23 protein-coding genes and 1 tRNA gene are annotated in these 25,857 nt (G+C 58.0%); 9 read left to right on the plus strand and 15 right to left on the minus strand.

The features are described 5' to 3' along the window. Nucleotides 1-501: 501 nt before the first annotated feature. The 3 genes from msrQ to ED661_RS12385 form a co-directional block, all read right to left on the minus strand. Complete coding sequence (gene msrQ, locus ED661_RS12375; protein WP_122074242.1) at nt 502-1,101, minus strand: protein-methionine-sulfoxide reductase heme-binding subunit MsrQ; 600 nt, start codon at nt 1,099-1,101, stop codon at nt 502-504. Between the two features lie 260 nt (nt 1,102-1,361). Next, nucleotides 1,362-2,273 carry a protein-methionine-sulfoxide reductase catalytic subunit MsrP gene (msrP, locus tag ED661_RS12380; protein ID WP_122074243.1) on the minus strand — a complete coding sequence of 304 codons (912 nt, stop codon included), beginning with the start codon at nt 2,271-2,273 and terminating at the stop codon, nt 1,362-1,364. Nucleotides 2,274-2,344: 71 nt separating this feature from the next. Then, on the minus strand, nt 2,345-3,835 hold the full coding sequence (locus ED661_RS12385; protein WP_122074244.1) for an FMN-binding glutamate synthase family protein: 1,491 nt from the start codon (nt 3,833-3,835) through the stop codon (nt 2,345-2,347). A 120-nt stretch (nt 3,836-3,955) separates the two neighbouring features. Between ED661_RS12385 and ED661_RS12390 the strand changes: the two genes are divergently transcribed. Further along, a complete protein-coding gene (locus ED661_RS12390) occupies nt 3,956-4,405 on the plus strand; it encodes a DUF302 domain-containing protein (protein ID WP_122074245.1) in 450 nt (149 codons plus the stop codon). A 92-nt stretch (nt 4,406-4,497) separates the two neighbouring features. Here ED661_RS12390 and clpB read toward each other — a convergent pair whose 3' ends face one another. Then, nucleotides 4,498-7,116 (minus strand): ATP-dependent chaperone ClpB, encoded by a 2,619-nt coding sequence (clpB, locus tag ED661_RS12395; protein WP_122074246.1) that lies wholly within the window; start codon nt 7,114-7,116, stop codon nt 4,498-4,500. A gap of 250 nt (nt 7,117-7,366) precedes the next feature. Between clpB and pyrF the strand changes: the two genes are divergently transcribed. Then, complete coding sequence (gene pyrF, locus ED661_RS12405) at nt 7,367-8,074, plus strand: orotidine-5'-phosphate decarboxylase (protein ID WP_122074248.1); 708 nt, start codon at nt 7,367-7,369, stop codon at nt 8,072-8,074. A gap of 465 nt (nt 8,075-8,539) precedes the next feature. Here the strand turns inward: pyrF and ED661_RS12410 are convergent, their stop codons facing one another. Then, nucleotides 8,540-8,938, minus strand: a complete 399-nt coding sequence (locus ED661_RS12410; protein ID WP_122074249.1) for an NUDIX hydrolase — start codon at nt 8,936-8,938, stop codon at nt 8,540-8,542. 97 nt (nt 8,939-9,035) lie between these two features. Between ED661_RS12410 and ED661_RS12415 the strand changes: the two genes are divergently transcribed. Further along, a complete protein-coding gene (locus ED661_RS12415) occupies nt 9,036-10,289 on the plus strand; it encodes a DNA polymerase IV (RefSeq protein ID WP_122074250.1) in 1,254 nt (417 codons plus the stop codon). A gap of 14 nt (nt 10,290-10,303) precedes the next feature. On the opposite strand, the gene ED661_RS12420 is transcribed toward ED661_RS12415, so the two are convergent. Next, a complete protein-coding gene (locus ED661_RS12420; RefSeq protein WP_122074251.1) occupies nt 10,304-11,170 on the minus strand; it encodes an N-formylglutamate amidohydrolase in 867 nt (288 codons plus the stop codon). Between the two features lie 157 nt (nt 11,171-11,327). Here ED661_RS12420 and ED661_RS12425 point away from each other — a divergent pair. The 5 genes from ED661_RS12425 to ED661_RS12445 all read left to right on the plus strand — a co-directional run bounded on the left by ED661_RS12425 (nt 11,328) and on the right by ED661_RS12445 (nt 14,520). Continuing rightward, a tRNA-Val gene (locus ED661_RS12425) sits at nt 11,328-11,402 on the plus strand. 79 nt (nt 11,403-11,481) lie between these two features. Beyond that, complete coding sequence (ykgO, locus tag ED661_RS12430) at nt 11,482-11,607, plus strand: type B 50S ribosomal protein L36 (protein WP_008205324.1); 126 nt, start codon at nt 11,482-11,484, stop codon at nt 11,605-11,607. Between the two features lie 254 nt (nt 11,608-11,861). Next, the gene (locus ED661_RS12435) at nt 11,862-12,878 is read left to right on the plus strand and encodes an extracellular solute-binding protein (protein ID WP_122074252.1); all 1,017 of its coding nucleotides are present in this window, start codon (nt 11,862-11,864) and stop codon (nt 12,876-12,878) included. Between the two features lie 134 nt (nt 12,879-13,012). Further along, entirely contained in the window at nt 13,013-13,552 is a 540-nt protein-coding gene (locus tag ED661_RS12440; RefSeq protein ID WP_122074253.1) for a GNAT family N-acetyltransferase, read from the plus strand. A 104-nt stretch (nt 13,553-13,656) separates the two neighbouring features. Next, a complete protein-coding gene (locus ED661_RS12445; protein ID WP_122074254.1) occupies nt 13,657-14,520 on the plus strand; it encodes a GTP-binding protein in 864 nt (287 codons plus the stop codon). A 19-nt stretch (nt 14,521-14,539) separates the two neighbouring features. Here ED661_RS12445 and ED661_RS12450 read toward each other — a convergent pair whose 3' ends face one another. The 8 genes from ED661_RS12450 to ED661_RS12485 all read right to left on the minus strand — a co-directional run bounded on the left by ED661_RS12450 (nt 14,540) and on the right by ED661_RS12485 (nt 23,324). Continuing rightward, entirely contained in the window at nt 14,540-16,216 is a 1,677-nt protein-coding gene (locus ED661_RS12450) for an iron ABC transporter permease (RefSeq protein WP_122074255.1), read from the minus strand. A gap of 229 nt (nt 16,217-16,445) precedes the next feature. After that, nucleotides 16,446-17,663 (minus strand): phenylacetate--CoA ligase family protein, encoded by a 1,218-nt coding sequence (locus ED661_RS12455; RefSeq protein ID WP_122074256.1) that lies wholly within the window; start codon nt 17,661-17,663, stop codon nt 16,446-16,448. 18 nt (nt 17,664-17,681) lie between these two features. Then, nucleotides 17,682-18,518 carry an ABC transporter ATP-binding protein gene (locus ED661_RS12460; protein ID WP_122074257.1) on the minus strand — a complete coding sequence of 279 codons (837 nt, stop codon included), beginning with the start codon at nt 18,516-18,518 and terminating at the stop codon, nt 17,682-17,684. Between the two features lie 134 nt (nt 18,519-18,652). Continuing rightward, nucleotides 18,653-19,936, minus strand: coding sequence for an ABC transporter substrate-binding protein (locus tag ED661_RS12465; protein ID WP_122074258.1), 1,284 nt, complete (start codon nt 19,934-19,936; stop codon nt 18,653-18,655). A 100-nt stretch (nt 19,937-20,036) separates the two neighbouring features. Next, nucleotides 20,037-21,113 carry a branched-chain amino acid ABC transporter permease gene (locus tag ED661_RS12470; RefSeq protein WP_122074259.1) on the minus strand — a complete coding sequence of 359 codons (1,077 nt, stop codon included), beginning with the start codon at nt 21,111-21,113 and terminating at the stop codon, nt 20,037-20,039. Between the two features lie 3 nt (nt 21,114-21,116). Next, nucleotides 21,117-21,374 (minus strand): hypothetical protein, encoded by a 258-nt coding sequence (locus tag ED661_RS12475; RefSeq protein ID WP_122074260.1) that lies wholly within the window; start codon nt 21,372-21,374, stop codon nt 21,117-21,119. Between the two features lie 106 nt (nt 21,375-21,480). Beyond that, entirely contained in the window at nt 21,481-22,476 is a 996-nt protein-coding gene (locus tag ED661_RS12480; RefSeq protein ID WP_122074261.1) for a branched-chain amino acid ABC transporter permease, read from the minus strand. Between the two features lie 29 nt (nt 22,477-22,505). Continuing rightward, entirely contained in the window at nt 22,506-23,324 is an 819-nt protein-coding gene (locus tag ED661_RS12485; RefSeq protein ID WP_009810076.1) for an ABC transporter ATP-binding protein, read from the minus strand. Nucleotides 23,325-23,412: 88 nt separating this feature from the next. On the opposite strand from ED661_RS12485, the gene ED661_RS12490 reads away from it, so the two are divergent. Then, on the plus strand, nt 23,413-23,598 hold the full coding sequence (locus tag ED661_RS12490; protein ID WP_122074641.1) for a hypothetical protein: 186 nt from the start codon (nt 23,413-23,415) through the stop codon (nt 23,596-23,598). Nucleotides 23,599-23,651: 53 nt separating this feature from the next. On the opposite strand, the gene ED661_RS12495 is transcribed toward ED661_RS12490, so the two are convergent. Beyond that, on the minus strand, nt 23,652-25,616 hold the full coding sequence (locus ED661_RS12495; RefSeq protein WP_122074262.1) for an AMP-binding protein: 1,965 nt from the start codon (nt 25,614-25,616) through the stop codon (nt 23,652-23,654). Between the last annotated feature and the right edge of the window lie 241 nt (nt 25,617-25,857).

Genomic DNA, 25,857 nt, shown 5'->3' on the forward strand with positions numbered 1-25,857 from the left:
ACGTTGATCCATCGAAACGAACCAAACCGCCCACATATCTCTTCAGTTATCATCAATGTCAAAGAGCAACACCAAAAGGCCAAAAACAAGACCACTACGCCAATTCCTTAGCGCAACCGCCTCACATCATGCCATCAGATGCCCCAGTCTCTCCTGAGCGTCCAACCGTCTTTCCGATCCGTCAGCACTGTCTTTCCAGTCCGTCAGCACTGTCTTTCCAGTCCGTCAGCACTGTCTTTCCAGTCCGTCAGCACCGTCTTTCCAGTGTGTCAGCAGCGCCTCCGCCGCCCACCGTGCCGCGTCTCCGCTGCCGGTAGAGGGGGTTCTAAGTATAACCCCGGGAACCCGCAAGCCCTAAATTACAAAAATCACATCTTTTTTGAAGATTGGCCATTTGGGATAGTTATCAACAGGTTAAGAAGGAGTTTCAGGCGCATTCCACAGATCTTCAGCCCCGATGGGTGCAGAAGGTTTTGAAAAGATACTGCAGTGCAGCAAGACTCAGGCTGTGGCGCGCTTTGGCACAAAGGGAAGCCGTGTCGCGAGTAAGGCCAGGATCACGGTAAGGTAGATCAGCGGCTCGATCTGGAACCCCTTTGCCAGCATAACAAAGTGCACCCCACCTAAGATCGCTGCGGGGTAGGTCAGCAGATGAAGCCGCTTCCACCTAGCCCCCAGACGTTTGACCGAGAGATTGTTCGAGGTGAGCGCCAATGGCAGCATCAGGACAAACGCCACCATTCCGATGGTGATATAGGGCCGTTTGGCAATATCCGCGAGGATCTGACTGATGATCTGCACATCCAGCAGCAACCAGACCAGCAGATGCAAGGCGACATAGGCGAAGGTGAGCAACCCCAGGGCCCGGCGAAACTTCATCAGGTTCACGCCGACAAAACGGCGCAGGGGGGTGACCGCCAGTCCCAACACCAGAAGCTGCAGGGCACGCTCGCCCAACTCATGTTCCAGGGCTTTCACCGGATCAGGCCCCAAACCGCCGGTCACGCCCAAATACAGCAGCCAGGCAGGATAGAGCGCCCCAATGAGATACAGCGCCCAGGTCGGGATTTTGCGCAGGGTGGTGTTCAAAGTATCGATCATCGGCGGTCTGTTCCTATTCGTTTAGGCCTCAGCACCGTCGCGCCCTCTCGTGAGGTCACAAGGCAAGATGCCCAGGCTCATTCAAAGATAGGTCATCCCTGCGGCAAGCCCAAAGCGGATTACAGCAATCTCACCCAGAGTTCAGTTTGGTTACAGATCAAAACGCGGCTTAGGTAGGGCAAAAGGGAAAGGCACCCCAGAGGGATGCCCCAGCTTAGCGTGATCAACAAACCATTCGGCAATGAGCCGGGGTTGTAGGGTCAATAGAACTTGGCCAGGTCCATCCCGTCATAAAGCGAAGCGACCTCATCGCCATAGCCGTTGAACATCAGAGTCTCCTGACGGCTGGCAAACAGCCCTCCGCCAAGGCGACGTTCAGAAGCCTGACTCCAGCGGGGATGTGAGACCTCTGGATTCACATTACTATAAAAGCCGTATTCCCGTGCGTTTGCCATATTCCAGCTGGTTTCAGGCTCTTTGTCCGAGAGAGTGATCCGCACAATGGATTTGATCGACTTGAAGCCGTATTTCCATGGCACCACCAGACGTAGCGGTGCGCCGTTCTGATTGGGCAGATCTTTACCAAAGATACCGGTGGCCATCAGGGTCAGCGGGTGCATCGCCTCGTCCAGACGCAGGCCTTCGCGGTAGGGCCAGTCCAGAACACGGTAGGCAGTACCCGGCATTTCCGAGGGGCGATAGAGCGTTTCAAACGACACGTATTTGGCATCGGACTGCACACCGGCCAGCGCCAGCAGATCGGCCAGCTCAAAGCCAGTCCAGGGCACCACCATCGACCAGGCCTCGACACAGCGGAAGCGATAGATGCGCTCTTCAAGCGTCATCTCACCCAGGATCTGCTGGAAGTCATAATCGCCGGGGCGGTCCACCAGCCCGTCGATCTTGACGCTCCAGGGGGAGGTGGTCAGCTGGCCGGCATATTTGGCAGGATCCCCCTTGCCGGTGCCAAACTCATAATAGTTGCAGTAGGTGGTCACATCCTCCCAGGAGTTCGGCTCCAGCGTTTCTGCCTGCGCCGCCCCCGGCAAGGCCCCCAGCCCGGCCAGCCCCGCCATGCCACCCAGCCCCGCCATGATCTGGCGACGGTTCATAAAGGTGGCTTTGGGCGTCACATCAGCGGCGGTCAGGGTATTGGTCCAGCGGCGGGCCATGGGCGTCTCCTAAGATAAATCATTCCCCACTGGCCTAGCGCAGCATGGCGCCCGAGCCAAAACATATCCTGTCACGTCTGCGCGACGGCACTGTAACTTGGCATGATCTCACTCATCGGGCGGGAGTGGCCGTTCTCCTGCATGATACGGACATGACGGCGGCGCAGCTTGCGGGGTTCAGTGACGCCAACCGAATGGGCAATGGTTTCGACCTCGTGGATGATCTCAGTCGCATAGCGCGCCACACGTTTGTCCTTATCCTCCACCACCAGGCCTTTCTGGAAACGGGGGTCATGGGTGGTGATGCCGGTGGGGCAGGTGTTTTTGTTGCATTTAAGCGCCTGAATGCAGCCCAGCGAGAACATGAAGCCGCGCGCCGAGGTGACAAAATCCGCCCCGGCCGCCAATGCCCAGGCGACATCACCAGGATTGACCAGCTTACCGCTGGCAATCAGCCGGATGCGATCCCGAAAGCCGTATTCATCACGCAGGTTGCAGACCAGCGGCAGGGCTTCGCGCACCGACATGCCCACCAGATCAATCAGGGGCATCGGCGCGGCCCCGGTTCCGCCTTCACCGCCGTCAATGGTGATGAAATCCGGCGCTGCCTCAGGGCGGCAGGCAATCACCATGAACATCTCCCGCATCACCGCCTCAGATCCCACAACGGTTTTGATGCCAACGGGCTTACCCGTCACCTCACGGACATGGGCGATCATGTCCAGGAGATCATCAAAGCTCTTCATCTCTGGGTGGCGGTTGGGTGAGATGCTGGCCTCGCCTTCGGGAATACCGCGGATGGCTGCGATTTCGGCGCTGACCTTTTCAGCGGGCAGGATGCCGCCCTTACCCGGTTTGGCACCCTGCGACAGTTTCAGCTCGAACATCCGCACCGTGGGATTGGCCGCAACCTCGCGCAGTTTGGTGTCGCTAAAGCCACCTTCGGCATTGCGCACACCGTATTTGGCGGTGCCAATCTGGAAGACGATGTCGCAGCCGCCCTCCAAGTGAAACGGGCTGAGGCCGCCTTCGCCCGTATTCAGCCAAACACCCGCCTCGCGCGCCCCCCGGCTGAGCGCCCGGACTGCAGGCTGAGACAGGGCACCATAGCTCATACCGGAGATGTTAAAGAAGGAAGGTGCCATATAGGGCACTCGCGCCTCCGACCCGATGCAAAGCGTTTCCGTGCAGGCATATTGATCATCCAGTGGCGGGAAGGGCGCATTTACAAAAATGGGTGTGCCCGGCACCGTGGTATTGCGGGTCGAACCAAAGGCGACAGTATTGCCAACCCCTTCGGCTGCTCGGCCGACCCATTCGCGTTGGGCACGGTTAAAGGGCAGCTCCTCGCGGTCCATGGCAAAGAAATACTGGCGAAAGAACTCCCCCATGGTGCTGAACAAATGACGAAACCGGCCGACGACAGGATAGTTCCTGCGGATGGCATCATGGGTCTGCAACCGGTCCACGACAAACAGGAACAAGCCCACCAGAACCAAGGCGCCAAGCAAGAAAACAAAACCAAGTGCGAGAAACTCTATAGCTTTTGCTGCAAAACCCATGCAAAAACTCCTATATATTAATTCGTACAGGTGGCCCGGTGCTGCCTGTCTCTATGCCCCAAAGATGAAGGGGATGCTCAGATTGAGCAAGACACCGCAGATCACATTGGGAGAAGCCAGATGAAACATTTCGCCGCCGCCACCTTTGCCCTTAGCACGCTGTTTGCGATCCCTGCTCTGGCGCAGGATCAGGACATGGTCAGCTACACGACAGGGTTGGACTACGAAGATGTCACCTTTGGATTGGAAAGCGCCATCACCGACCGTGGGTTTGTAGTGGATCACGTTAGCCATGTGGGTGAGATGCTGGAACGCACCCGCGCCGATGTTGGCTCTGATGTGGTGCTGTTTGAGCAGGCCGATGTCTATTCCTTCTGCTCCGCCAAACTGTCGCGTCAGGTGATGGAGGCGAACCCGATGAACATTACCTTCTGCCCCTATGACATCTTTGTCGCCCAGCGCCCCGGCGAAGACACTGTCACCATCGGCTTTCGCAGCTTCCCCGAAGGGGAGATGCAGATCATCCAGACCCTGCTGGACGAGATCGCGCAGGAAGCCATCGAAGAATAGGCCTGCCGTCAATCTCTGCGACACATCACAACAAAGCCCGCCAGTTCCGGCGGGCTTTGCTTTTGGTCTCGTGCTGGTGCTGATCCTCTAGATCAATGCACCACAGCATCATCCGGTTTTGGCCGCTCCGTGGTGCCCAGACGATCACCAATGATCAGCCCCTCACCCCCGGCCGAGACCGGCACGGTATCACCGTCCTTTACCTCGCCGCTCAGCAGCAGCTCGGCCAGGGCGTTCTGCAGGGCGCGTTGGATCACCCGTTTGAGCGGGCGCGCCCCAAAGACCGGGTCATAGCCTTCATCCGCCAGCCAGGTCTTGGCGCCCTCATCCAGCGACAGGGTGATCTTACGCGCGGCCAGACGTTTGGCCAGACGGGCGATCTGGATATCGACGATACCGTCCATATCCTTGCGCGCCAGCCGGTCAAAGATGATGGTCTCATCCAGACGGTTGAGGAACTCAGGCCGGAAATGGGCCTTTACCGCATCCATCACATCGCGCTTGGCATCCGAGGCATCGGCGCCTTCGGGCAGCTGGCTCAGCGCCTGCGCGCCGAGGTTGGAGGTCAGGATGATCAGCGTCTGTTTGAAGTCCACCGTGCGCCCCTGACCATCGGTGAGCATACCGTCGTCAAGAACCTGCAAGAGCACGTTAAACACATCCGGGTGAGCCTTTTCCACCTCGTCGAACAGCACCACCTGATAGGGGCGACGCCGCACTGCTTCGGTCAAGGCTCCGCCCTCGTCATAGCCGACATATCCGGGAGGCGCCCCGATCAGACGGGCGACGCTGTGTTTCTCCATGTATTCCGACATATCAATGCGCACCATGGCGTTGTCATCGTCGAACAGGAAATTTGCCACCGCCTTGGTCAGCTCGGTTTTCCCCACCCCGGTTGGGCCCAGGAACAGGAACGACCCAAGTGGACGGTTCTCATCATTGAGGCCTGCACGCGCCCGACGCACCGCATTGGCCACGGCCGTGACCGGCGCGTTCTGGCCAATGACACGGGAATGCAGCTCATCCTCCATGCGCAGCAGCTTCTCGCGCTCGCCTTCCAGCATTTTGGAAGTCGGAATACCGGTCCAGCGCTCGACGACACCTGCGATCTGCTCGGGGCGCACGGCTTCTTCCACCATCACACCCTGCTCTTCGCGGCTTTCGGCCTCGGAGAGCTGCTTTTCCAGATCCGGGATGACGCCATAAGAGAGCTCCCCCGCGCGGGCCAGATTGGCCTCTCGCTTGGCGATCTCCAGATCGGCGCGGGCGCGGTCCAGCTGTTCCTTGATATCGCGGGCACCGGCCAGCTTGTCCCGCTCCGCCTGCCACTGCGCAGTCATCTCAGAGGACTGCTCTTGCAGATCCGAGAGTTCCTTTTGCAGGGTTTCCAAACGATCCTTGGAGGCCGCATCCTCCTCGACCTTCAGGGCCTCTTCCTCGATCTGCATCTGCAGAATCTGACGGTCGAGCGCATCCAGTTCTTCGGGTTTGCTGTCCACCTGCATACGCAAGCGGCTGGCGGCCTCATCCACCAGATCGATGGCCTTATCCGGCAGGAAGCGGTCAGTGATATAGCGGTTCGACAGGGTCGCCGCCGAGACCAGCGCCGCATCTGCAATGCGCACCCCATGGTGCAGCTCATACTTCTCTTTGATGCCGCGTAGGATCGAGACGGTGTCCTCCACCGTGGGTTCCTGCACCAAAACAGGCTGGAAGCGACGGGCCAAAGCCGCGTCCTTTTCCACATATTTGCGGTATTCATCCAGGGTGGTGGCACCGATACAGTGCAGCTCACCGCGCGCCAGGGCCGGTTTGATCAGATTGGCCGCATCCATGGCACCATCGGATTTTCCGGCGCCCACCAGCGTGTGCATCTCATCAATGAACAGTATAATCTCGCCGGCGGCCTCAGTCACCTCGGTCAAAACCGCCTTCAGGCGTTCCTCAAATTCGCCTCGGTATTTGGCCCCGGCAATCAGCGCCCCCATGTCCAGCGACAAGAGCTGCTTGTCGCGTAAGGATTCCGGCACATCGCCATTGACGATACGCAGCGCCATGCCTTCGGCGATGGCGGTTTTACCAACCCCGGGCTCCCCGATCAGCACCGGATTGTTCTTGGTGCGGCGGCTCAACACCTGCATGGCGCGGCGGATTTCCTCGTCCCGGCCAATAATAGGGTCGATTTTTCCTTCGCGCGCCGCCTCAGTCAGATCGCGGGCGTATTTCTTCAGGGCGTCGTAGCCTTCCTCGGCTGTGGCGCTGTCGGCGGTGCGGCCCTTGCGAATATCATTGATGGCTTCATTCAGCTTCTGCGCGGAAACATCGCCCGCCGCCAGCGCATCCTTGGCCTTGGATTTCACCATGCAGAGCGCCATCAGCACCCGTTCTACGGGGACAAAACTATCGCCCGCCTTTTCAGCAATTTTTGTGGCCTCATCCAGCACTTTGGCAGTCTGGCCATCCAGGTAGACCTGGCCGACATCGCCGCTTACTTTGGGCAGCTTGCCAACGGCTGTCTCGACTGCCTCAACCACGCGGGCAGCATTGCCACCGGATTTGCCAATCAGATTGCTCGCAAGCCCCTGATCATCATCCATCAATGCTTTGAGAAGATGTTCCGGCACCATCCGCTGGTGCTCTTCGCGCATCGCAATCGTCTGCGCCGCCTGCACGAAACCTCGTGCCCGCTCGGTGAACTTGTTCAAGTCCATGTCTCTCTCCTTTTACAAGCGCCCGAATAGATATGTTGCGCCCGCTTTGCGGCACGCCCCGGTTCGGGCCTCACAGATCAATTTGGGAGGTCTTACCGCCTCTTCAAGGCCATACTGCGTCAAAAATCCTGCAAAAGCCCTGATATGGCGCAAAATCCAGATCATTTTCCCTGTTTTTTGGGCTTTCCTCAGGTTCAGCTGCGCAGTAGGAAAGCGCCATTCCCACAGCCCTGATACCCGGAGAGCCCCCATGACCCAGACCACAGCCGACGACCGCCTGATTGTTGCCATGGATGTTCCGGATGCGCTCGCCGGGCTGAAGCTGGCCGAACAGCTGGGCGATGCTGTCTCCTTTTACAAGATCGGCCTGGGCATGCTCACCGGTGGCGGGTTGGCGCTGGCCAATGAATTGAAGCAGGAGCTGGGCAAACGGATCTTCCTCGATATGAAGCTGTTTGACATCGGCGCCACGGTAGAAAATGCGGTCCGCGGTCTGGCGCAGTTCGATCTCGATTTTCTGACAGTTCATGGCGATCCCTATGTGGTCCGGGCCGCCAAGGAAGGCGCCGCGGGCAAGGAGATGAAAATCCTCGCCGTGACCATCCTCACCTCGCTGGATCGCGCCGACCTGGACGGTGCCCTGATCAAACCTGGTGAAATCCGTGATCTGGTCCAGGAACGCGCGGGCAATGCCTTTGCTGCGGGTGCGGATGGGGTTATCGCCAGCCCGCAAGAAGCGGCGCTGATCCGTGCCCTGCCCGAGGCCAGTGGCAAACTGATTGTCACACCTGGTGTCCGACCAACCGGCGCCGCCCTGGGTGACCAAAAGCGGGTGGCGACACCTGCCTCGGCGGTCGCGGACGGAGCGGACCACATCGTCGTTGGGCGACCAATCTGGCAAGCCACCAACCCACGGGCTGCAGCCCAGGCCATTCTGGATGAGCTGCGCGCAGTCTGACTGCCAGGTAGCCGGCCACTTCACATGTCCAGTGTTTGGCCGGTTTCCCGAGTGATTTAGCGAAGCGATGCCCTTCAAAAGGCTGAAACCACCCCTCGCCACCCCGGTTGCCCAATAATTCAGCAGAAATATTTTTCCACTTTCGACACGAGCGCGAGAGACGCCAACCTCCACAATCAAGCTTACCCTACGTCAACACCATGTATTCAAGCGGGAATTTCAGCGGAGCTGTTGAGCTGTGCCAAATTGTCCCGTGACGGGAAAGCCACAATTCAAGCCCGGGCCTTCCCAACGACACAAGATGAAATTTGCGAAAGCAAGCGATATGGGCGATTCTGGAGTCGAGACACTCCCCTGACGAGCTGCTCTTCCTGAGGCTCGTCTCCCTGCCCCCGCCTCAGAGCGGGGGAGTTTTTTGCCTCAACACCCCAAGACATCGTAAAAAGCTAGCGGCACGCCTACCCCTCAACGATTGAGATAGCCTCGCAACTGCTCCGCAAAATGGGGCACGGCCAATGTGTCACGGCAATAGTCCTGTGGATCCATCAGGCGCCAGCACTGTCCCTCCGCCCCTAGCTCTACCTGTTTGACCAAATCCGCTGGCTGATGGCTGACAAAGAACCAAACCGTGCCGCGTGGGCGCTGATAGCTTTTTGACCAAGTCAGATCCGATACGGGAATCGACAGGCTAACCTCTTCCAGGGTTTCACGCAGCACGCAGTCCTCTGGGCTCTCCTCATTCTCACGCCCGCCACCCGGCAGGTCCCAAAACCCCGGGTAAGGAATATCCGACTTATCATCGCGTTTGATGACCAAGAGTTCGGCCCCCAGAAACAGGGCCAATTTTGCGCCGGAAAAAGACATGTTCCTCACTTGAATACCGATCGCCCTAAAGACAAGTCGCAACAGCGGCGGTAAAATGCTGCATTGCTCCGAACAGAGATAAAGACCCAACTGCGCCATGCAAGCCCTTTGCCGTGATTGCCTCAGCCAGATCGCCCCAACGCGACGTTGCCCGCACTGCGGCAGCCCGCGCATCAAGCAGCATGCCGAACTGTTCTCTTTGACGATTGCCCATATGGATTGCGATGCCTTTTACGCCAGTGTCGAAAAGCGCGACAATCCCGATCTCGCCAGCAAACCGGTGATCATTGGCGGCGGCAAGCGCGGTGTGGTCTCGACCGCCTGTTATGTGGCGCGTATTCGCGGGGTGCGCTCTGCCATGCCGATGTTTCAGGCGCTGAAGCTCTGCCCGGATGCGGTGGTGATCAAGCCCCGCATGTCAGCCTATGTCGAAGTCAGCCGCGCGGTGCGCGCAATGATGGATGAGCTCACCCCCGAGGTAGAGCCCCTGTCGCTGGATGAGGCCTTTATGGATCTGTCCGGAACCCAGAAACTGCATGGCCGGCCGCCTGCCGTGATGCTGGCGCGACTGGTCAAGCGGATGAAGGATGAGCTGGGCATCACCGGCTCCATCGGGCTGTCGCATAACAAGTTTCTGGCCAAGGTTGCCTCGGATCTGGACAAGCCACGTGGGTTTTCGGTGATCGGCAAGGAAGAGACCGCCGATTTCCTGCGCGACAAACCCGTGCGGTTGATCTGGGGGATTGGCCCCGCGGCGCAGGCCTCCTTGGACAAGGCTGGCATTCGCAGCTTTGCCGACCTGTTGCGCTGGGAGCAACCCGATCTCATCGCCCGTTTTGGCGGCACTGGCGAGCGGTTGTGGCATCTCGCCCGCGGGCAGGACCGCCGCCGGGTTTCGGCAAATGCCCCGGTCAAATCGATTTCCAAAGAGACCACCTTTATGGAGGACACCGCCAACCTTGAGGTGCTGGACGGCCACCTTTGGCGGTTGGCAGAACAGGTGGCGGACCGGGCCAAGGCCAAGTGCATGGCCGGGCGGGTGGTGACGCTCAAGCTGAAACGGGCCAATCATTCAGCCCTGACGCGGCGAATCTCGCTGCACAGCCCTACACAGCTGGCCGATGTGATTTATCGCCAATCTCGCGCCCTGTTGGACCAGGTTGGCGATCAGGGCCCCTACCGGTTGCTCGGCTGTGGCATTTCCGATCTGGTTCCTGAGGCCCAGGCCGATACCAGTGGTGACCTGCTGGATCCGCAGGCGGGCAAGCGCGCTCAGGCGGAACGCGCAACAGATGCGATTCGAAAACGGTTTGGCGACAAAGCCATCCTGAAGGGCCGCGCTCTGCGCTGAAGGCTTCGCTCGCCCTATTCAGCAGCCAAGGGTGCTTGATCCTCGGCAATCCTGATCTGGGAGATTTTGGCGGCAACCTGGCTTATGAGCTCTCGAAAACCCACGAAGTTCTCATTTGGACGGACCTTGGCCTCATTCATATAAAGAGAGCGGTCAATCTCTACCTGAACAGCATGTTGGCCCCGCGATGGGCGCCCATAGGTGCGGGTTATATAGGCGCCGGCAAAAGGCGCATTGCGCGCCACCCGCAGCCCAGCTCCAACAAAGGCCTCTTCAATCTGATCCATAACTGCTGCCCCGGCAGAGGCGCCAAACCGATCCCCCAGAACCACCTCTGGCAAAACAGAGCCGCGCGCGGGCAATGTTGCCACCGCCTCATGCGGCATGGAATGGCAATCGATCAGTACGGAATGGCCAAACCGCCCTTGCGCCTGCCGCATCAACCCCTGCAACGCCCCATGATAGGGATGCCAGTATTCCTGAATGCGCCGTTGCGCTTCTTGCTGTGGTAACTTGCCCCGATAGATCGCCCGGCCATTTGCGACCACGCGGGGAATCACCCCCAGTCCTGAAGCAACCCGAGGATTCTGTCCCCGGTGCGCCACACCTTCGATCAGGGCCGGGTCCAGCTCTTCTACCGCCCGGTTAAGATCCAAAAAGGCGCGCGGCTTGATTGCTGTAAGCAAAGGTGCCCCGAATCTGGGCACATCGGCAAAAAGCTGGTCCACAAAGGCATCTTCCGAGCTGCGAATCTGTTTGGCATTCAAAATCGTGCTCTGCAAAAAGGCAGAATCGTAGTCACAACCGCTATGTGGCGAGGCAAAAACCACCGGCGAAGTCAGTTCAGCCGGAGAAAAGACGGAAAATGCTTGCTTTGACATAGGTGCTTCTGCCCTTGGTTTCTGGAAATCACCATAGAGCGAAAATTCTAGTATCAAAAGCTCTTGCGCCCCTCCGCGACTCTGATTATAGACCCCTTCACCGGCGCGGTTCTCCGCGTCCCAATCATTTTGGGACAGGGGGTCGCAAGGGTTTCATGGGCGCTTAGCTCAGCGGTAGAGCACTTCGTTGACATCGAAGGGGTCACAAGTTCGAACCTTGTAGTGCCCACCATGAATTCAATGTTTTAACCATTCGGTTGGAACACCCGCAACCCAGGCGCTGGTTCGCGCCGCAGAACAGGAGAATGACTATGAAAGTCAAGAACTCGCTCCGCTCGCTCAAGAACCGGCACCGTGATTGCCGCATTGTGCGTCGCAAGGGCCGCGTCTACGTGATCAACAAGACACAGCCGCGCTTCAAAGCACGCCAGGGCTGAGACTAAGATCTCGCTCTAATCGGAAGAACCGCATCCCCGGATGCGGTTTTTTTGTGTTTGGAGGTTGCCTTACCCTCCCTGCCAACGACTTCCTTCAAAATTGCTCCCACGAATCTCCCACGTGGATTCCCGTCTGAAAATTTTCCGATGGTTTTTGTCAGTTTTTGTTTCCCTTCTCCAAGTTTTTCTATAATTGACAAAATCAGTCGGAAACTCCGCACCACATTCGCAGATTTTTGTAGATCGGAATCACTATGTTGAAAGCCACCACAATCCTCGCAGGCGCACTTGCGGCCACAGTTGCAACTTCGGCCGCAGCCGAAGGTGAGTTGAACCTCTATTCCTCGCGCCACTATGACACCGACGAGCGTCTGTACTCGGATTTTGAAGAAGCCACCGGCATCACCATCAACCGAATCGAAGGCAAGGCCGACGAGCTGATCGCCCGTATGGTTGCCGAAGGTGCAAACTCTCCAGCTGATATCCTGCTGACCGTTGACACCTCTCGCCTGGCCCGCGCCAAAGATGCAGGCATTCTGCAATCCGTGGACAGCGACGTACTGGAAGCCAAGGTTCCCGGCTACATCCAGGACACTGACAACCAGTGGTTTGGCTTCTCGCAGCGCGCCCGGATCATCTTCTTCGACAAGAACGACGTGGCAAACCCGCCGCGCACCTATCTGGACCTTGCCGATCCCGCCTATAAGGGCCTGGTCTGCATCCGCTCCTCGACCAACACCTATAACCAGACATTGCTGGCTTCGATCGTGACGCATCACGGTTCTGAGGTTGCGGCGGACTGGGCCAAAGGCGTTGTGGCCAATATGGCGCGTGCCCCTCAGGGCGGTGACACCGACCAAATGCGCGGCATCGTCTCGGGTGAGTGCGAAATCGCGGTTGGCAACAGCTACTACTTTGCCCGTTCGATCCGCAAAAACGTCAAAGGTCTGTCCGACGACCGCGACATGATCGGCTGGGTCTTCCCCTCGCAGGATGCTGAAGGCGCCCATATGAACCTGTCGGGTGGCGGCGTTGCAGCCCATGCCCCAAACCGTGACAACGCGGTGAAGTTCCTGGAATACCTCGCCTCGGATCAGGCGCAGCAGTATTTCTCATCCGGCAACGATGAATACCCCGGCGTTCCAGGCGTGGCTCTGGCCCCCAGCATTGCCGCACTCGGTCACTTCAAACCCGATGATGTGAGCCTGGCCGATGTCGCCAAGAACATCCCCGAAGCTCAGAAGATCTTCAATGAGGCTGGCTGGGAATAAGCCCCAACCTGTCTTTTGATCTGATGAAATTTTAAGCAGGGCGCGGGGAAATTCGCGCCTTTTGCACGTCTTGATCTTTGCCTGACGCAAGACTGCTGGCACCCTCTGCCCATCCAATGCTCGGAGCCAGAAAAATGTCGACCACATCCTCCCCGATCATTCGCCAACTCACGGGCGCAGAACTCAGCCAACACCTTGAGACGCTCAGCCAGATATTGGTGCAGACAGTAGCTGCAGGTGCCAGCGTTGGCTTTATCATGCCCTTTACCAGCACTGACGCCGGTGCCTTTTGGCAAGATCGTGTTTTCCCCGCCGTAGAGCGTGGCGACGCGCTGCTATTTGGCGCCTTTCTGGAAGGAAAACTGCAAGGCACCGTGCAGCTGGTCATCGCCCTGCCCCCCAATCAGCCCCATCGCGGAGATGTCGCCAAGCTCCTGGTTCACCCGGAGGCACGCCGCGCCGGGTTGGGTCGCGCCCTGATGCTGAGGCTGGAGGAGGAGGCGCGGCGCCTGGGCAAGGTCCTTTTGGTGCTGGACACCCGGTCTGGCGACCCTTCGCAACGGCTCTATGAAGGTCTCGGCTATCAGGTCGCAGGCTCTATCCCGGGCTTTTGCCGCAACCCAAGGACCGAGACCTATGAGGCCACAACCTATCTCTACAAGTCACTGAACTAGTTGACTGGACCGGGTTGACTCAAATGCCTATAGCTCGCAACGAGCAATCAGGCAGGAGGCCCCATGTTTCGCATTTCATCTCCCCTTCTCCGGGGCCGATCCAAATGAACCGCCTGCCTGTCACTATTCTCAGCGGGTATCTTGGCGCGGGCAAAACCACCCTGATCAACCGACTTTTGGCAGAGGACCACGGGCTGCGGCTGATGGTGGTGGTCAATGATTTTGGCGCCGTGAACATCGACGACGCCCTGATCGAGGCCGAAGAAGGCCAGACCCTGGCGCTGACCAATGGCTGTATCTGCTGCAGCATGGATCAAGACCTGCAAATGGCCCTGCGCAGAATCGTCCTTCAGGCGGAGCGTCCGGATCACATCCTGATCGAGGCCAGCGGCGTGTCGGACCCTTCCGCGATCGCTGACACAGTGCAAGGCATCCCCGAACTCAGCTATGGCGGCATTGTTACCCTGGTAGATGGCGACAACGCTGTTGAATTGCTGGCGGATGAGTCCGTCGCCGATTTGGTACGCCAACAGATCCGCAGCGCTGATTTGGTTTTGGTGAGTAAAACTGCAGACCTGCCGCAGGATCTGAAGGCGCAGCTGACCCAGATCCGCGCGCGCGGCTTGCGGGTGATGGATGACACCCCCCTGGCAGACCTGCTGTTTGATCTCCTGCCCCTGCCGCAGGGCCACAGCAACGCCAAGGCGCATCCGGCATTCACCACTTGGCAGTTCCAAAGCCAGAACCCCGTGGATCGCCGTCTCCTGGGGGATAAACTGGCAGATCGACCCAAAGGGCTGTATCGGATGAAGGGGTTCGTGCTGACCTCAGGCGGGGCCTATGCGCTGCATATCGTTGGCCAAAATGTAGAGGCCAAACGCTGCGACGCGCAGCAAACCCAACTGGTGGCTTTGGGGCCCAGGGATCAGATCAGCCGCGATGAGATCGAAGCCTGGTGGACCAGATAAACGCTTGCCGCTGGAAAGCCTAGCGGCGCCCCACCTGCCGACAGATCAGAATCACCGGCAGCAACCCTACCGCCACAATCACCAGCGAGGGAACCGCTGCGCCCTCCAGCCGCTCATCCGAGGCAAGCCGATAAGCCTGCACCGCCAGGGTGTCGTAATTGAAGGGCCGCATGATCAGGGTGGCCGGCAGCTCCTTCATCACATCGACAAAGACAATCAGCAGCGCCGTCAGCAGGCTGGGTGTGAGCATCGGCAGATGCACCCGGCGCAGCATCCCCAACGGCCCCTGCCCCAGCGACCGCGCCGCCGAATCCATATTGGCATGCACCGTGGACTGGCCACTTTCATAGGCACCCAGCGCTGCCGCCAGAAAGCGCACCATATAGGCCGCCACCAAAAGCCAGATCGAGCCGGAAATCAGCAGCCCCGTGCGGATCTCAAAATTGGCCCGCATCCAGGCATCCAGCGTATTGTCAAAGGCGGCAAAGGGCACCATCAGCCCCACTGCAATCACCCCGCCGGGAACCGCATAGCCCAGCCGGGACATATAAGCCGCCGCCGAGGAAGGCCGTCCCGGCCTTAGCCGCTGATAGAACCCCAGACAGATCGCGGCCAGCACCGTCAGCATTGCCGCCAATGTCGCCAGGGTCAGGGAGTTCTGCAAGAAGGCAATATAGCGACGGCTCAGCAGATCCTGCTCCGACTGCAGCCCCATATTGAACAGGATGATAACCGGTAGCAAAAAACCAAAACAAACCGGTAGCGCGCAAAGCACCCAAGCCCCCGCAGACTGCCAGCCTTTGAGATCTGCTGGCGGCATTGCCGCATGCTGCTTACCCGCCTGGTGATAGCGCGCCTTGCCGCGCGTGGAGCGCTCCACCACCGCCAGAACCAGGGCAAAAATCAGCAGGCACAGCGCCAGTTGCGCGGCCCCGGCGCGGTCTCCCATGGAAAACCAGCTGGTGTAGATCCCGGTGGCAAAGGTCTGCACCCCAAAATAGGAGACGGTGCCAAAATCCGCGATGGTCTCCATTACCGCCAGCAGCACCCCTGAGGCAATTGCCGGGCGCGCCATCGGCAGGCTGACCAGCCAAAAGGCCTGAAACGCGTTCTTTCCCAGCGCCCGCGCCGCCAGAAAGGCTCCGCCGCTTTGCTGCAAAAACGCAGCCCGCGCCAGCAGATAGACGTAAGGATAGAGCACCAGCACCAGCATCGCTGCAGCCCCCCCCAGGGAGCGGATCTCGGGGAACCAGTAATCGCGCGGGCCCCAACCGGTTATCTGACGCAGGCTGGTTTGAACAATGCCGGGGTGATCCAGGATAAAGGTATAGGCATAGGCCAGCACATAGGCCGGAAAGGCCAGCGGCAGCACCAGAGCGATCTCAAAAAACCGCACACCGGGAAACCGGGTCATGGTCACCAGCCAGGCGGCGCCAACACCAATACCCAGGGTGCCAACCGAGACCAGAGCAACCAGCCCAAAGGTGGTCAGCGCATAGCCAGTCAATACGGTTTCAGCCAGATGCTGAATAGTATCAGTGCCGCCAGTCAGCGCCGCCAGCGCAACCGCAACCATTGGCAGGATACAAGAGAGCGCCACGCACCAGGCCAGAAAGGAAAACACCTCTGTTCCGGAGCGTTTCCCCCGGCGGTTGCCCTTTGGGGCGTATTCTTCGGTCTCGCTCACGGCAGTCATTTGTCCGGCTCTTGGCAGTCTACTTCGCTCTATCCCCCTTATGCGATCATTTTGGTCGGAAACTCCAGCGAGAAACCAGAGGCTGCGGGATCTGCAGCCACTACCTCCTGCCCTTTGGCCAAAAAAATCCCCCCGACAGCCGTCAGGCACATCGGAGGGAAAGAACACCGACAAGCGGTGCGGGGATTGAAGGAGCCCCTCAGCGAGGGCAGAGGGCTCTGGAATTTTCTCAGTCGTAGCTGCGCTGATCCTCGATCACCAGGCCATCCTTGGGCAGTGCGTCAGGTGCGACTACTTCGATCTTACCCTTCATTTTCAGCACTTCGATCACCGATTTACCAAAGGTGATTTCGTCACCCCCTTTGGCTTCGATCTGCACGGTCATGGTGTCCATTTCACCATCGCGGGCTGCAATCACCCGGGCCTTGACGATCTCATCATGTTTTTCAACCAGAGCGGCGACCTGTTCAGGGCGGACAAACATGCCTTTGATCTTGGTAGTCTGATCGGCACGACCCATCCAACCCTTGATCCGCATATTGGTCCGACCGCAGGGCGAAACACCCGGCATCATCGCCGACAGGTCACCCGTGGCAAAGCGGATCAACGGATAGTCAGGGTTCAGCGTGGTCACAACAACTTCGCCCACTTCGCCCGGAGCCACCGGCGTGCCGGTGCCAGGGGTCACGATCTCGACGATGACATTTTCATCAACGATCATCCCCTCCATCGCGGCACTCTCATAGGCGATATTGCCTAGATCAGCCGTGGCGTAGCTTTGCAGACAGGTGATCCCGCGATCTGCATATTCCTGACGCAGGCTGGGGAACAGTGCACCGCCGCCAACAGCCGCTTTGGTGAAGCCCAGCTTGATGCCCATGGCTTCGGCCTTGTCCAGGATAACCTTCAGATAATCCGGCGTGCCAGCATAGGCTGTGGCACCAACGTCGCGGGCGGCAGTCACCTGCAGCTCCGTCTGGCCGGTACCGGCTGGCAGCACGGCGGCGCCAACGGCGCGCGCACCGCTTTCAAAGATCATACCCGCAGGCGTTAGGTGGTAGCCAAAGCAGTTCTGCACCACATCGCCCTGACCAATGCCAACCGCATGCAGGAAACGCCCCATGCGCCACCAATCGTGATCCACCCCACCCGGTTCATAGATCGGACCCGGAGATTGGAAGATATGGGCAAAGCCAGAGGCTGGTTTCACAGTAAAACCACCAAAGGGCGCATTGCCGCCCTGGGCTTTGCTCAGGTCAGATTTGCGCAGCACCGGCAGGGCCGCCAGATCTGCAGCCGAGGTAATGCTACTGGCATCCAGGCCGCCCAGGCTACCGGCATAGCCCGTGGCCGTTTGCGCCAGAGCAATCTGCCCCGGCAGAGCCGCAGCAAGATCACTGGCGCGCTGATCGTCTGAACGCGTTTCAAGGGTATCAAAATAGGTCATTTGCTCACCATCACTCCCTTAGCTCAACCACCGCTTACGACGGCGATAGGAGCGCACATCCCGGAAGCTCTTGCGGCCCTCATCCGACATGCCAAGGTAAAATTCTTTAACATCAGGGTTTTCACGCAGTTCAGCGGCAGGGCCATCCATCACCACCCGACCGGATTCCAGAATATAACCGTAGTGGGCATAGCGCAGCGCCACGTTGGTGTTCTGTTCGGCCAAGAGGAAGGTCACCCCTTCCTGTTCGTTGATCGACTTCACGATTTCAAAGATCTGCTCCACCAACTGTGGCGCCAGACCCATGGAAGGCTCGTCCAGAAGAATGGTCTCAGGGCGGCTCATCAGGGCGCGGCCCATGGCGACCATCTGCTGTTCACCGCCAGAGGTATAGCCAGCCTGGCTTTTGCGGCGTTCTTTCAGACGTGGGAAATAGTTGTAAACCATTTCAAGGTCTTGCTGAATGTTTGCGCCGCCATCAGAACGGGTATAGGCGCCGGTCAGCAGGTTTTCTTCTACCGTCAGGTGCTCAAAACAATGACGCCCTTCCATCACCTGGATCACGCCGTTGCGCACCAGTTCGGCGGGATCTGCATCGTGAACATTCTTGCCACGGTATTTCACCGATCCCTTGGTCACCTCGCCGCGTTCTGATCGCAGCAGGTTCGAGATCGCCTTGAGTGTGGTGGTCTTACCGGCACCGTTGCCGCCCAAAAGCGCAGTGATGCCGCCTTTTGGGACATTGAGGCTGACGCCTTTCAGCACCAGGATCACGTGATTGTAGATCACCTCGATATTGTTGACCTCTAGCAGGGTCTCGGCCTGCACATCAGTGGTGTTGGCTGCATCCAGCATCAAAGCTTGTCCTCATACGGTCCAGGGCGCTGTGTTTTTGGCGCGTCCGGGTCTGTTTGGTGTGGCGCGGCAAACCGAGGCCGCCGCGCCGGATTAAGTTCTGACCCCACAGTTTAGTGGGGTCAGAGAAGCGCTTAGTTACAACGGGCTTCGATGTTGTTTTCAGACGCGTAGGAAGCAGAGTCAGCTTCGATCAGCGGCTTGATCACGTCACCATCGGTCTGCTGGAAGTCGGCAACTAGGCTCCAGGTCTTCGACTCGGCGTCCCACTGGGTCACACCAACGAGGCCGGGGCCACCGTGGTTTTCACAGGACACGTTGAAGGAAGGACCAAAGTAGGGCATGCCAAGCGAGGACATACGGGCTTCGGGCATTTCCAGAGCTTCCATACCATCGCGCATCATCGCTGGGGTAATGTCGGCAGTACCGTGCAGTTCCTGAGCAGTTTTGGCTGCTTCAACAGCCAGCATCGCCGCGTACATGCCACGGTTATACAGAACGTTGCCGATCTGATCGCCGGCACCCGCTGCCTTACCTGCGTCAACAACATATTTCTGCATGTCGTCAAATACGGGGAAGTCACGGCCAACGTTGTGGAAGGTCACAGCCTTGTAGCCATCAGCAGCAGCGCCTGCGGACAGAACGTCATGCTCGGCACCGGACCACCATACACCAATGAAGTTTTCCATTGGGAAACGGATGTTCGCGGCTTCCTGGATGGCAACCTGGTTCATCACGCCCCAGCCCCACATCATGACAAAGTCAGGACGCTCACGACGGATCTGCAGCCATTGCGATTTCTGCTCCTGACCAGGGTGGTCAACAGGCAGGGCTGTCAGTTTGAAACCGTGCTTTACAGCCAGCTCTTCCAGGGTGCGGATAGGCTCCTTACCGTAGGCAGAGTTGTGGTAAACCAGAGCAATATTCTTGCCCTTCAGATCGCCACCGTTTTCGTCCAGCAGGTAGTTGATGATGCCGGAAGCGCCATCCCAGTAGTTGGCTGGGTAGTTGAACACATTGCCAAAGACTTTGCCGTTGGCAGCCGATGTCCGACCGTAACCCATGGTGTGGAGTGGGATGCCGTCAGCAGCTGTTTTTGGGATCAGCTGATAGGTGATACCGGTGGAGAGCGGTTGATACACCAGGGCGCCTTCGCCTTTGGTGGATTCGTAGCATTCCACACCTTTTTCGGTGTTATAGCCGGTTTCGCACTCGATCAGACGCGCCTTGACGCCGCCGATGCCGCCATCACGCTCGTTTACGAGGGTGAAATAGTCAGCGTAACCATCCGCAAACGGGATACCGCCCGCAGCATAGGGTCCGGTCCGGTAGCTCAGCGATGGGAACACCAGGTCCGCCATTACTGGACCCGCAGCCATCACGGCGCCCAGCGCCAAAGTGGTAAGTTTCATATTCATCGGTATTCATCCTCCCTTGGTCTCATCCGATAGTCGTCTTAGGTAACGGCGGGGCTGAAATATTGGTCTTGTCCCCGCCGCTCGTCTCGTACCTTACCGCTTAGTGCGGGAAGGGCCACAGTCTCAGTTTCTCTTTGGCGACGCGCCAGAGTTGCGCCAGCCCATGTGGCTCCACGATCAGGAACAACACGATCAGGGCTCCCACAATAACCAGCTGGAAATGCGCCACAATATCCGTGGGCCAGCCCAGCACATCTACGCCGACCACTTTCAGAACCACCGGCAGCAGAACCAGGAAGGCCGCGCCAGCAAAGGATCCAAAGATCGAGCCCAAGCCGCCAATGATCACCATGAACAGCACCTGGAACGATTTAGTGATGCCAAAGGCTTCACCAACCTCAACCGCGCCCAGATAGAGTGCAAAGAACAGGGCCCCCGACACGCCGATAAAGAAACCAGATACGGCAAAGGCCGTCAGCTTGGCTTTCAGGGGGTTCACCCCGATGATCTCGGCGGCAATATCCATGTCGCGGATCGCCATCCAGCTGCGACCAACGGTGCCGCGGGTCAGGTTACGGGCCACAATGGCGCAGATTGTCAGGAAAATCAGGCAGAACAGGTAGGTTGCCCAGGCCGGCGCATTGGGACCGGTGATGATGATGCCAAAGACATCACGCTCAGGTGCGTTGATCTGGCCGGAGGCCGAGTAGTTGTAGAACCAAGGCACCCGGTTGAACACCCAGACCAGGAAGAACTGCGCCGCCAGTGTCGCCACCGCCAGATAGAACCCTTTGATGCGTAAGCTTGGCAGACCAAAGAGCACACAGACCAGCGCGGTCACACCGCCTGCCAGCAGCACATGCACAAACATGCTGACTTCAGGGAAGGCCGTCATCAGCTTGTAGCAGGCATAGGCCCCCACCGCCATGAAACCACCGGTCCCCAGGGACACCTGCCCGGCATAGCCAACCAGGATATTCAGGCCAATAGCTGCGATCGAATAGATCAGAAAGGGCAGCAGAATGGCGCTGGCCCAATAGTCATTGATGGTAAAAGGAATGACCAGAAAGGCGATGAGCAGCACAAGATAATACCGATAGCGATCAAACTTGATCGGGAAGGTCTGGCTGTCCTGTTCATAAGAGACTTTGAAGTCTCCGGCTTCGCGATAGAACATGGGTTAGATGCTCCCCTGTTGCTGCGCGCGGTTACGATCCGCTGCGCTCATTTGATTGGATTTTTGCGCATATCCGCTCAACTCGGCCGCTTGGGCCAGGCGCAGATAGGCAATGATGCCGGTAAAGAGACCCGCCGCAGCCAGCAGCGCAGAGGTGACGATCTGAGCTTCGGAAAAACCACTGGCAGTGATGGCCAGATATCCGAAGGCCCAGAAACCGGACCAGGCAATCACGTTGATGATGGCGATGAGCTTCATCATGCATGTTCTCCTAATTTGCGGTGCACCAAACCAGATGCAGGCTGCGAGGTTTCCATGATACCTCCCCATCCCATCGGAGCGGGGAGGCCAGTCTTGCTATATGAGGTCAGACCCTCTCGATAATCTTTTCGCCAAACAGGCCCTGAGGTCGGAACACCAGGAAGAGCAGCGCCAGAACATAGGCAAACCAGTTCTCGGTCGCGCCGCCCACCATGGGGCCGATGGCAAATTCAAAGAGTTTCTCGCCGACACCAATGATCAAGCCACCCACGATGGCGCCAGGGATCGAGGTAAAGCCACCCAGCATCAGAACCGGCAGGGCCTTGAGCGCGATCAGCGACAGTGAGAACTGCACGCCCGATTTGGTGCCCCAGACGATCCCGGCCACCAGGGCGACAAAGCCCGCAACCGACCAGACCAGAACCCAGATGAAGTTCAGCGAGATGCCAACCGACAGCGCCGCCTGGTGATCATCCGCAACAGCCCGCATGGCGCGGCCCTGTTTGGTGTACTGCGCAAAGAGCACCAGACCCGCCACCAGGAAGGCAGCAATCACAGTGGCAACGATGTCCAGCTGGTCAATGAAGAAGCCGTAAAAGTTATCCGAGCCCAGACCTGCGGTCATGTCTTCGATCCAGAAGGAACCACCCTGCGGCAGACCCACGTCGAGCTTTTTGATCTCGGAGCCCCACATCAGGTCGGAGAACCCTTCGAGGAAATAGGCCAGGCCGATGGTGGCCATGAACAGGATGATCGGCTCCTGGCCAACCAGATGGCGCATGACTATGCGCTGTACCAGCCAGGCAAAGATCACCATCACGCCAACCGTCAACAGGATCGCCAACAGTGCAGGCACATGCCAGCCAAAGTGGTGCACCTCGGTGCCAAACATCGCGTTGATGATATGGCTGAAGGGAACCTGCCCCTGCATGATGCCCACCAGGGTCATCGCTGCAAACAGCGCCATAACGCCCTGGGCGTAGTTGAAAATGCCGGAAGCCTTGTAGATCAGAACAAAGCCCAGCGCCACGAGCGCATAAAGCACCCCGGCCATCAGCCCGTTGAAAAAGACTTCGGTTGCAAAAAGAAACTGGTCAGACATCAGTCACTCTCCTCATATCTGTCAGAACTTTAGTCATGTGCCACACCGAGATAGGCGTCGATGACGGCCTGGTTGTTGCGCACTTCATCTGGTGTGCCGTCGCCGATCTTCTTGCCGTAATCCATCACCACCACGCGATCAGAGAGATCCATCACAACACCCATATCGTGTTCGATCAGGGCGATGGTGGTGCCAAACTCGTCATTCACATCGAGAATAAAGCGGGACATGTCCTCTTTTTCCTCGACGTTCATACCGGCCATGGGTTCATCCAGCAGCAACAGCTTAGGCTCGGCCGCCAGGGCACGCGCCAGCTCAACCCGCTTTTTCAAACCATAAGGCAGACGTGCCACCGGGGTTTTACGGATGTGCTGAATTTCGAGAAAGTCGATAACCTTTTCAACTACTTCACGGTTGGCGGTTTCTTCTTTCTCGGCTTTACCTTTCCACAGCGCCTGCTGGAACAGACCCGATTTCATGTGGTTCAGGCGGCCAGTCATCACGTTGTCCAGCACGCTCATGCCTTCAAACAGGGCGATGTTCTGGAAGGTCCGGGCGATACCCTGCTGTGCCACCTCATAGGGACGCATCTGCGGACGCGGCTTGCCGTGGAACTCAACAGTGCCCTCTTGTGGCACGTAAAAGCCCGAGATCACGTTCAGCATCGAGGACTTACCAGCGCCGTTGGGGCCGATGATGGCACGAATTTCGCCTTCACGGATATCAAAAGAGATATCTTTGATCGCCACCACACCGCCAAAGCGCAGGGTGATGTTCTTCATTTCCATCACCACGCCGCCAATCGTGCGACCGTCTTCGGTGACATAGCTATCGGATTGGTCAAGCATGGGTGACGTCTCCATTATTTCGCCACACTAAAATGTTAATCATTTTGGCGGACACTTGAGAAAGATGAGCAGCAAGGAGATCCCTGCAATGTTTAGCGAATTCGAGCACGGTTGCCTGTTGGACATGGCACTTGAGTGCAGACGCAAAGGCCTGTCCCCCTCTGAAAGCCGTGCCAGTATCAGCCGCCGAACCCGTGGGTTCAGCGCACCGTTTATGATCCGCCAGGTGGTGCATACTGCCTTCCATCCCGAACACTGTCCCGACCTGGTCTGAGGTCAGCCCAAGCGGTTCAGAACGGGCAATGCGCCAGTCTGAGTTCTGATTGCTCATTCTGCGGCCACCCGCTGCTGAGCAGAGGCGGATAGATCCGCGTCGATGATGGTCAGTGTCGCTGAGATGGCGCCTTTGCGACCGTCCTCATAGGTCACCTCGGTAGTTGTCGAAATCTCACCCGAGCCATCATAAAGCGCCCCGATGATATCTGCGAATTTGTCTTCGACAATCCGACGACGCACCTTACGGGTCCGGGTCATCTCGCCGTCATCCGCATCCAGTTCCTTGTGCAGAACCACAAAGCGATGCACCTGACAGCCCGACAACATCGGATCTTCAGCAACAGATTTGTTCACCGCCGAGACATGTTCCTGGATCGAGGCCAGAACCTTGGGGTGACCCGCCAGTTCCTGGTAAGAAGCATAGGCGATATTGTTGCGTTCCGCCCAGTTGCCCACCGCCGAGAGGTCGATATTGATGAAAGCGACACAGCGGTCTTTTTCATTGCCAAACAGCACGGCCTCAAGGATGTCGGGATAGAACTTCAGTTTGTTCTCGACAAATTTGGGCGCGAACATGCTGCCATCGGCCATTTTGCCAACGTCCTTGGCCCGGTCAATGATGCGCAGGTGGCCTGACTTCTCTTCAAAGAAGCCAGCATCCCCGGTTGCAACCCAGCCTTCGGGATCCTTGGTATCTGCGGTGCTTTCGGGGTTTTTGTAGTATTCCACAAAGGTGCCCGGACTGCGGTAGAAAATCTCACCGTTGTCAGAGATGCGGATTTCCACATCCGGCGCCGGCACACCAACAGTATCCGCCCGCACTTCGCCGTCAGGCTGCACGGTGATGAATACGGTGGCTTCGGTCTGACCATAAAGCTGTTTGAGGTTGATCCCCAGCGAGCGATAGAATTCAAAGATTTCCGGACCAATGGCTTCACCAGCGGTATAGCCGACGCGCACATTGCCAAAGCCAAGCGTGTCTTTCAGCGGGCCATAGACCATCAGATCGCCCAGCTTGTATTTCAGCCGGTCCATCATGCCGATGGGCTTGCCGTCCAGAATGCTGGGGCCGACCTTTTTGGCGTGCTCCATAAAGTAATGGAACATCTTGCGTTTGAAGTTGCCCGCGTCTTCCATGCGGATCATCACATTGGTCAACTGGGTTTCAAAAACGCGCGGTGGCGCAAAGTAGTAGCTCGGGCCGATCTCACGCAGATCGGTCATCATGGTCTCGGGGCTTTCGGGGCAGTTCACACAGAAGCCCGCCCAATAGGCCTGACCAATCGAGAAGATGAAGTCACCAACCCAGGCCATCGGCAGATAGGCGAGGATCTCATCTGTCTGCTTCAGCTTATCAAATTCACAAGCGTTCTTGGCGCTCTCAATGATATTGCGGTTCGACAGAACCACGCCCTTGGGTTTGCCGGTGGTGCCCGAAGTATAAAGCATCACACAGGTGCTGTCGTAGGTCAGCTTGGCGCGACGTGCATTCAGATCGGTGATCCATTCGTCATAGGCGGCGCGACCCTGGTTCTGAACATGGGAATACTCATGCAGCGTGTGGTGGTCGTATTTGCGCAGTCCCCGTGGGTCCAGATAGATCAGATGCTCGAATTGGTGCAACTGATCCTGCACCTCGATCACCTTGTCGACCTGCTCCTGATCCGCGGCGATCACAAACCGTGCGCCACAGTGATCCAGCACATAGGCCATCTCTTCTGCGTTGGCATCCTGATACAGCGGTACCGGAATGGCGCCCACGGATTGGGCTGCAACCATCGACCAGTACAAATAGGGACGGTTGCCGCCGATGATGGCGATAAAGTCACCCTCATTCACACCAAGATTGATAAGACCAAGCGCCAGTGACTCGATCTCCTTGGCGGTTTCCGCCCAGGTCCAGCACTGCCAAATGCCAAATTCTTTTTCGCGGTAGGCCGGCTGATCACCAAATTCCGCAACGTTGCGTTCAAGCAGCGCCGGCAGGGAGAGTTTCCCCGCAGCGCCTGACTGCATCTGAGCCAATGTCTTTCTCCTCCCATTCCGGCCTTCCCCGACCGGCAGATCGTGGTCACACGATTCTGGTCCCGATTAGGGACTTCCCCATGCTAGCCGGTCAACTTTTTCGTGAAGTTTTCACAAATCTAACGAATTGTAACAGCCTGCCTGAACAGCTTTTTTCTATGGGTTTTCGCATAAAGAGAGAGGTTATAGATCACAACTCTTGCCAAGACGGGCACCCGCCGGCCAACATTGT

Origin of the sequence: Pseudophaeobacter sp. EL27 (genome assembly GCF_900313025.1) — a bacterium.
Lineage (GTDB): Bacteria > Pseudomonadota > Alphaproteobacteria > Rhodobacterales > Rhodobacteraceae > Pseudophaeobacter.

What these genes read in the sequence shown, in the direction of transcription:
- msrQ (WP_122074242.1), bottom strand. Translation starts at nt 1,101, where the DNA reads ATGATCGATACTTTGAACACCACCCTGCGCAAAATCCCGACCTGGGCG.
- msrP (WP_122074243.1), bottom strand. Translation starts at nt 2,273, where the DNA reads ATGGCCCGCCGCTGGACCAATACCCTGACCGCCGCTGATGTGACGCCC.
- ED661_RS12385 (WP_122074244.1), bottom strand. Translation starts at nt 3,835, where the DNA reads ATGGGTTTTGCAGCAAAAGCTATAGAGTTTCTCGCACTTGGTTTTGTT.
- ED661_RS12390 (WP_122074245.1), top strand. Translation starts at nt 3,956, where the DNA reads ATGAAACATTTCGCCGCCGCCACCTTTGCCCTTAGCACGCTGTTTGCG.
- clpB (WP_122074246.1), bottom strand. Translation starts at nt 7,116, where the DNA reads ATGGACTTGAACAAGTTCACCGAGCGGGCACGAGGTTTCGTGCAGGCG.
- pyrF (WP_122074248.1), top strand. Translation starts at nt 7,367, where the DNA reads ATGACCCAGACCACAGCCGACGACCGCCTGATTGTTGCCATGGATGTT.
- ED661_RS12410 (WP_122074249.1), bottom strand. Translation starts at nt 8,938, where the DNA reads ATGTCTTTTTCCGGCGCAAAATTGGCCCTGTTTCTGGGGGCCGAACTC.
- ED661_RS12415 (WP_122074250.1), top strand. Translation starts at nt 9,036, where the DNA reads ATGCAAGCCCTTTGCCGTGATTGCCTCAGCCAGATCGCCCCAACGCGA.
- ED661_RS12420 (WP_122074251.1), bottom strand. Translation starts at nt 11,170, where the DNA reads ATGTCAAAGCAAGCATTTTCCGTCTTTTCTCCGGCTGAACTGACTTCG.
- ykgO (WP_008205324.1), top strand. Translation starts at nt 11,482, where the DNA reads ATGAAAGTCAAGAACTCGCTCCGCTCGCTCAAGAACCGGCACCGTGAT.
- ED661_RS12435 (WP_122074252.1), top strand. Translation starts at nt 11,862, where the DNA reads ATGTTGAAAGCCACCACAATCCTCGCAGGCGCACTTGCGGCCACAGTT.
- ED661_RS12440 (WP_122074253.1), top strand. Translation starts at nt 13,013, where the DNA reads ATGTCGACCACATCCTCCCCGATCATTCGCCAACTCACGGGCGCAGAA.
- ED661_RS12445 (WP_122074254.1), top strand. Translation starts at nt 13,657, where the DNA reads ATGAACCGCCTGCCTGTCACTATTCTCAGCGGGTATCTTGGCGCGGGC.
- ED661_RS12450 (WP_122074255.1), bottom strand. Translation starts at nt 16,216, where the DNA reads ATGACTGCCGTGAGCGAGACCGAAGAATACGCCCCAAAGGGCAACCGC.
- ED661_RS12455 (WP_122074256.1), bottom strand. Translation starts at nt 17,663, where the DNA reads ATGACCTATTTTGATACCCTTGAAACGCGTTCAGACGATCAGCGCGCC.
- ED661_RS12460 (WP_122074257.1), bottom strand. Translation starts at nt 18,518, where the DNA reads ATGCTGGATGCAGCCAACACCACTGATGTGCAGGCCGAGACCCTGCTA.
- ED661_RS12465 (WP_122074258.1), bottom strand. Translation starts at nt 19,936, where the DNA reads ATGAATATGAAACTTACCACTTTGGCGCTGGGCGCCGTGATGGCTGCG.
- ED661_RS12470 (WP_122074259.1), bottom strand. Translation starts at nt 21,113, where the DNA reads ATGTTCTATCGCGAAGCCGGAGACTTCAAAGTCTCTTATGAACAGGAC.
- ED661_RS12475 (WP_122074260.1), bottom strand. Translation starts at nt 21,374, where the DNA reads ATGATGAAGCTCATCGCCATCATCAACGTGATTGCCTGGTCCGGTTTC.
- ED661_RS12480 (WP_122074261.1), bottom strand. Translation starts at nt 22,476, where the DNA reads ATGTCTGACCAGTTTCTTTTTGCAACCGAAGTCTTTTTCAACGGGCTG.
- ED661_RS12485 (WP_009810076.1), bottom strand. Translation starts at nt 23,324, where the DNA reads ATGCTTGACCAATCCGATAGCTATGTCACCGAAGACGGTCGCACGATT.
- ED661_RS12490 (WP_122074641.1), top strand. Translation starts at nt 23,413, where the DNA reads ATGTTTAGCGAATTCGAGCACGGTTGCCTGTTGGACATGGCACTTGAG.
- ED661_RS12495 (WP_122074262.1), bottom strand. Translation starts at nt 25,616, where the DNA reads ATGCAGTCAGGCGCTGCGGGGAAACTCTCCCTGCCGGCGCTGCTTGAA.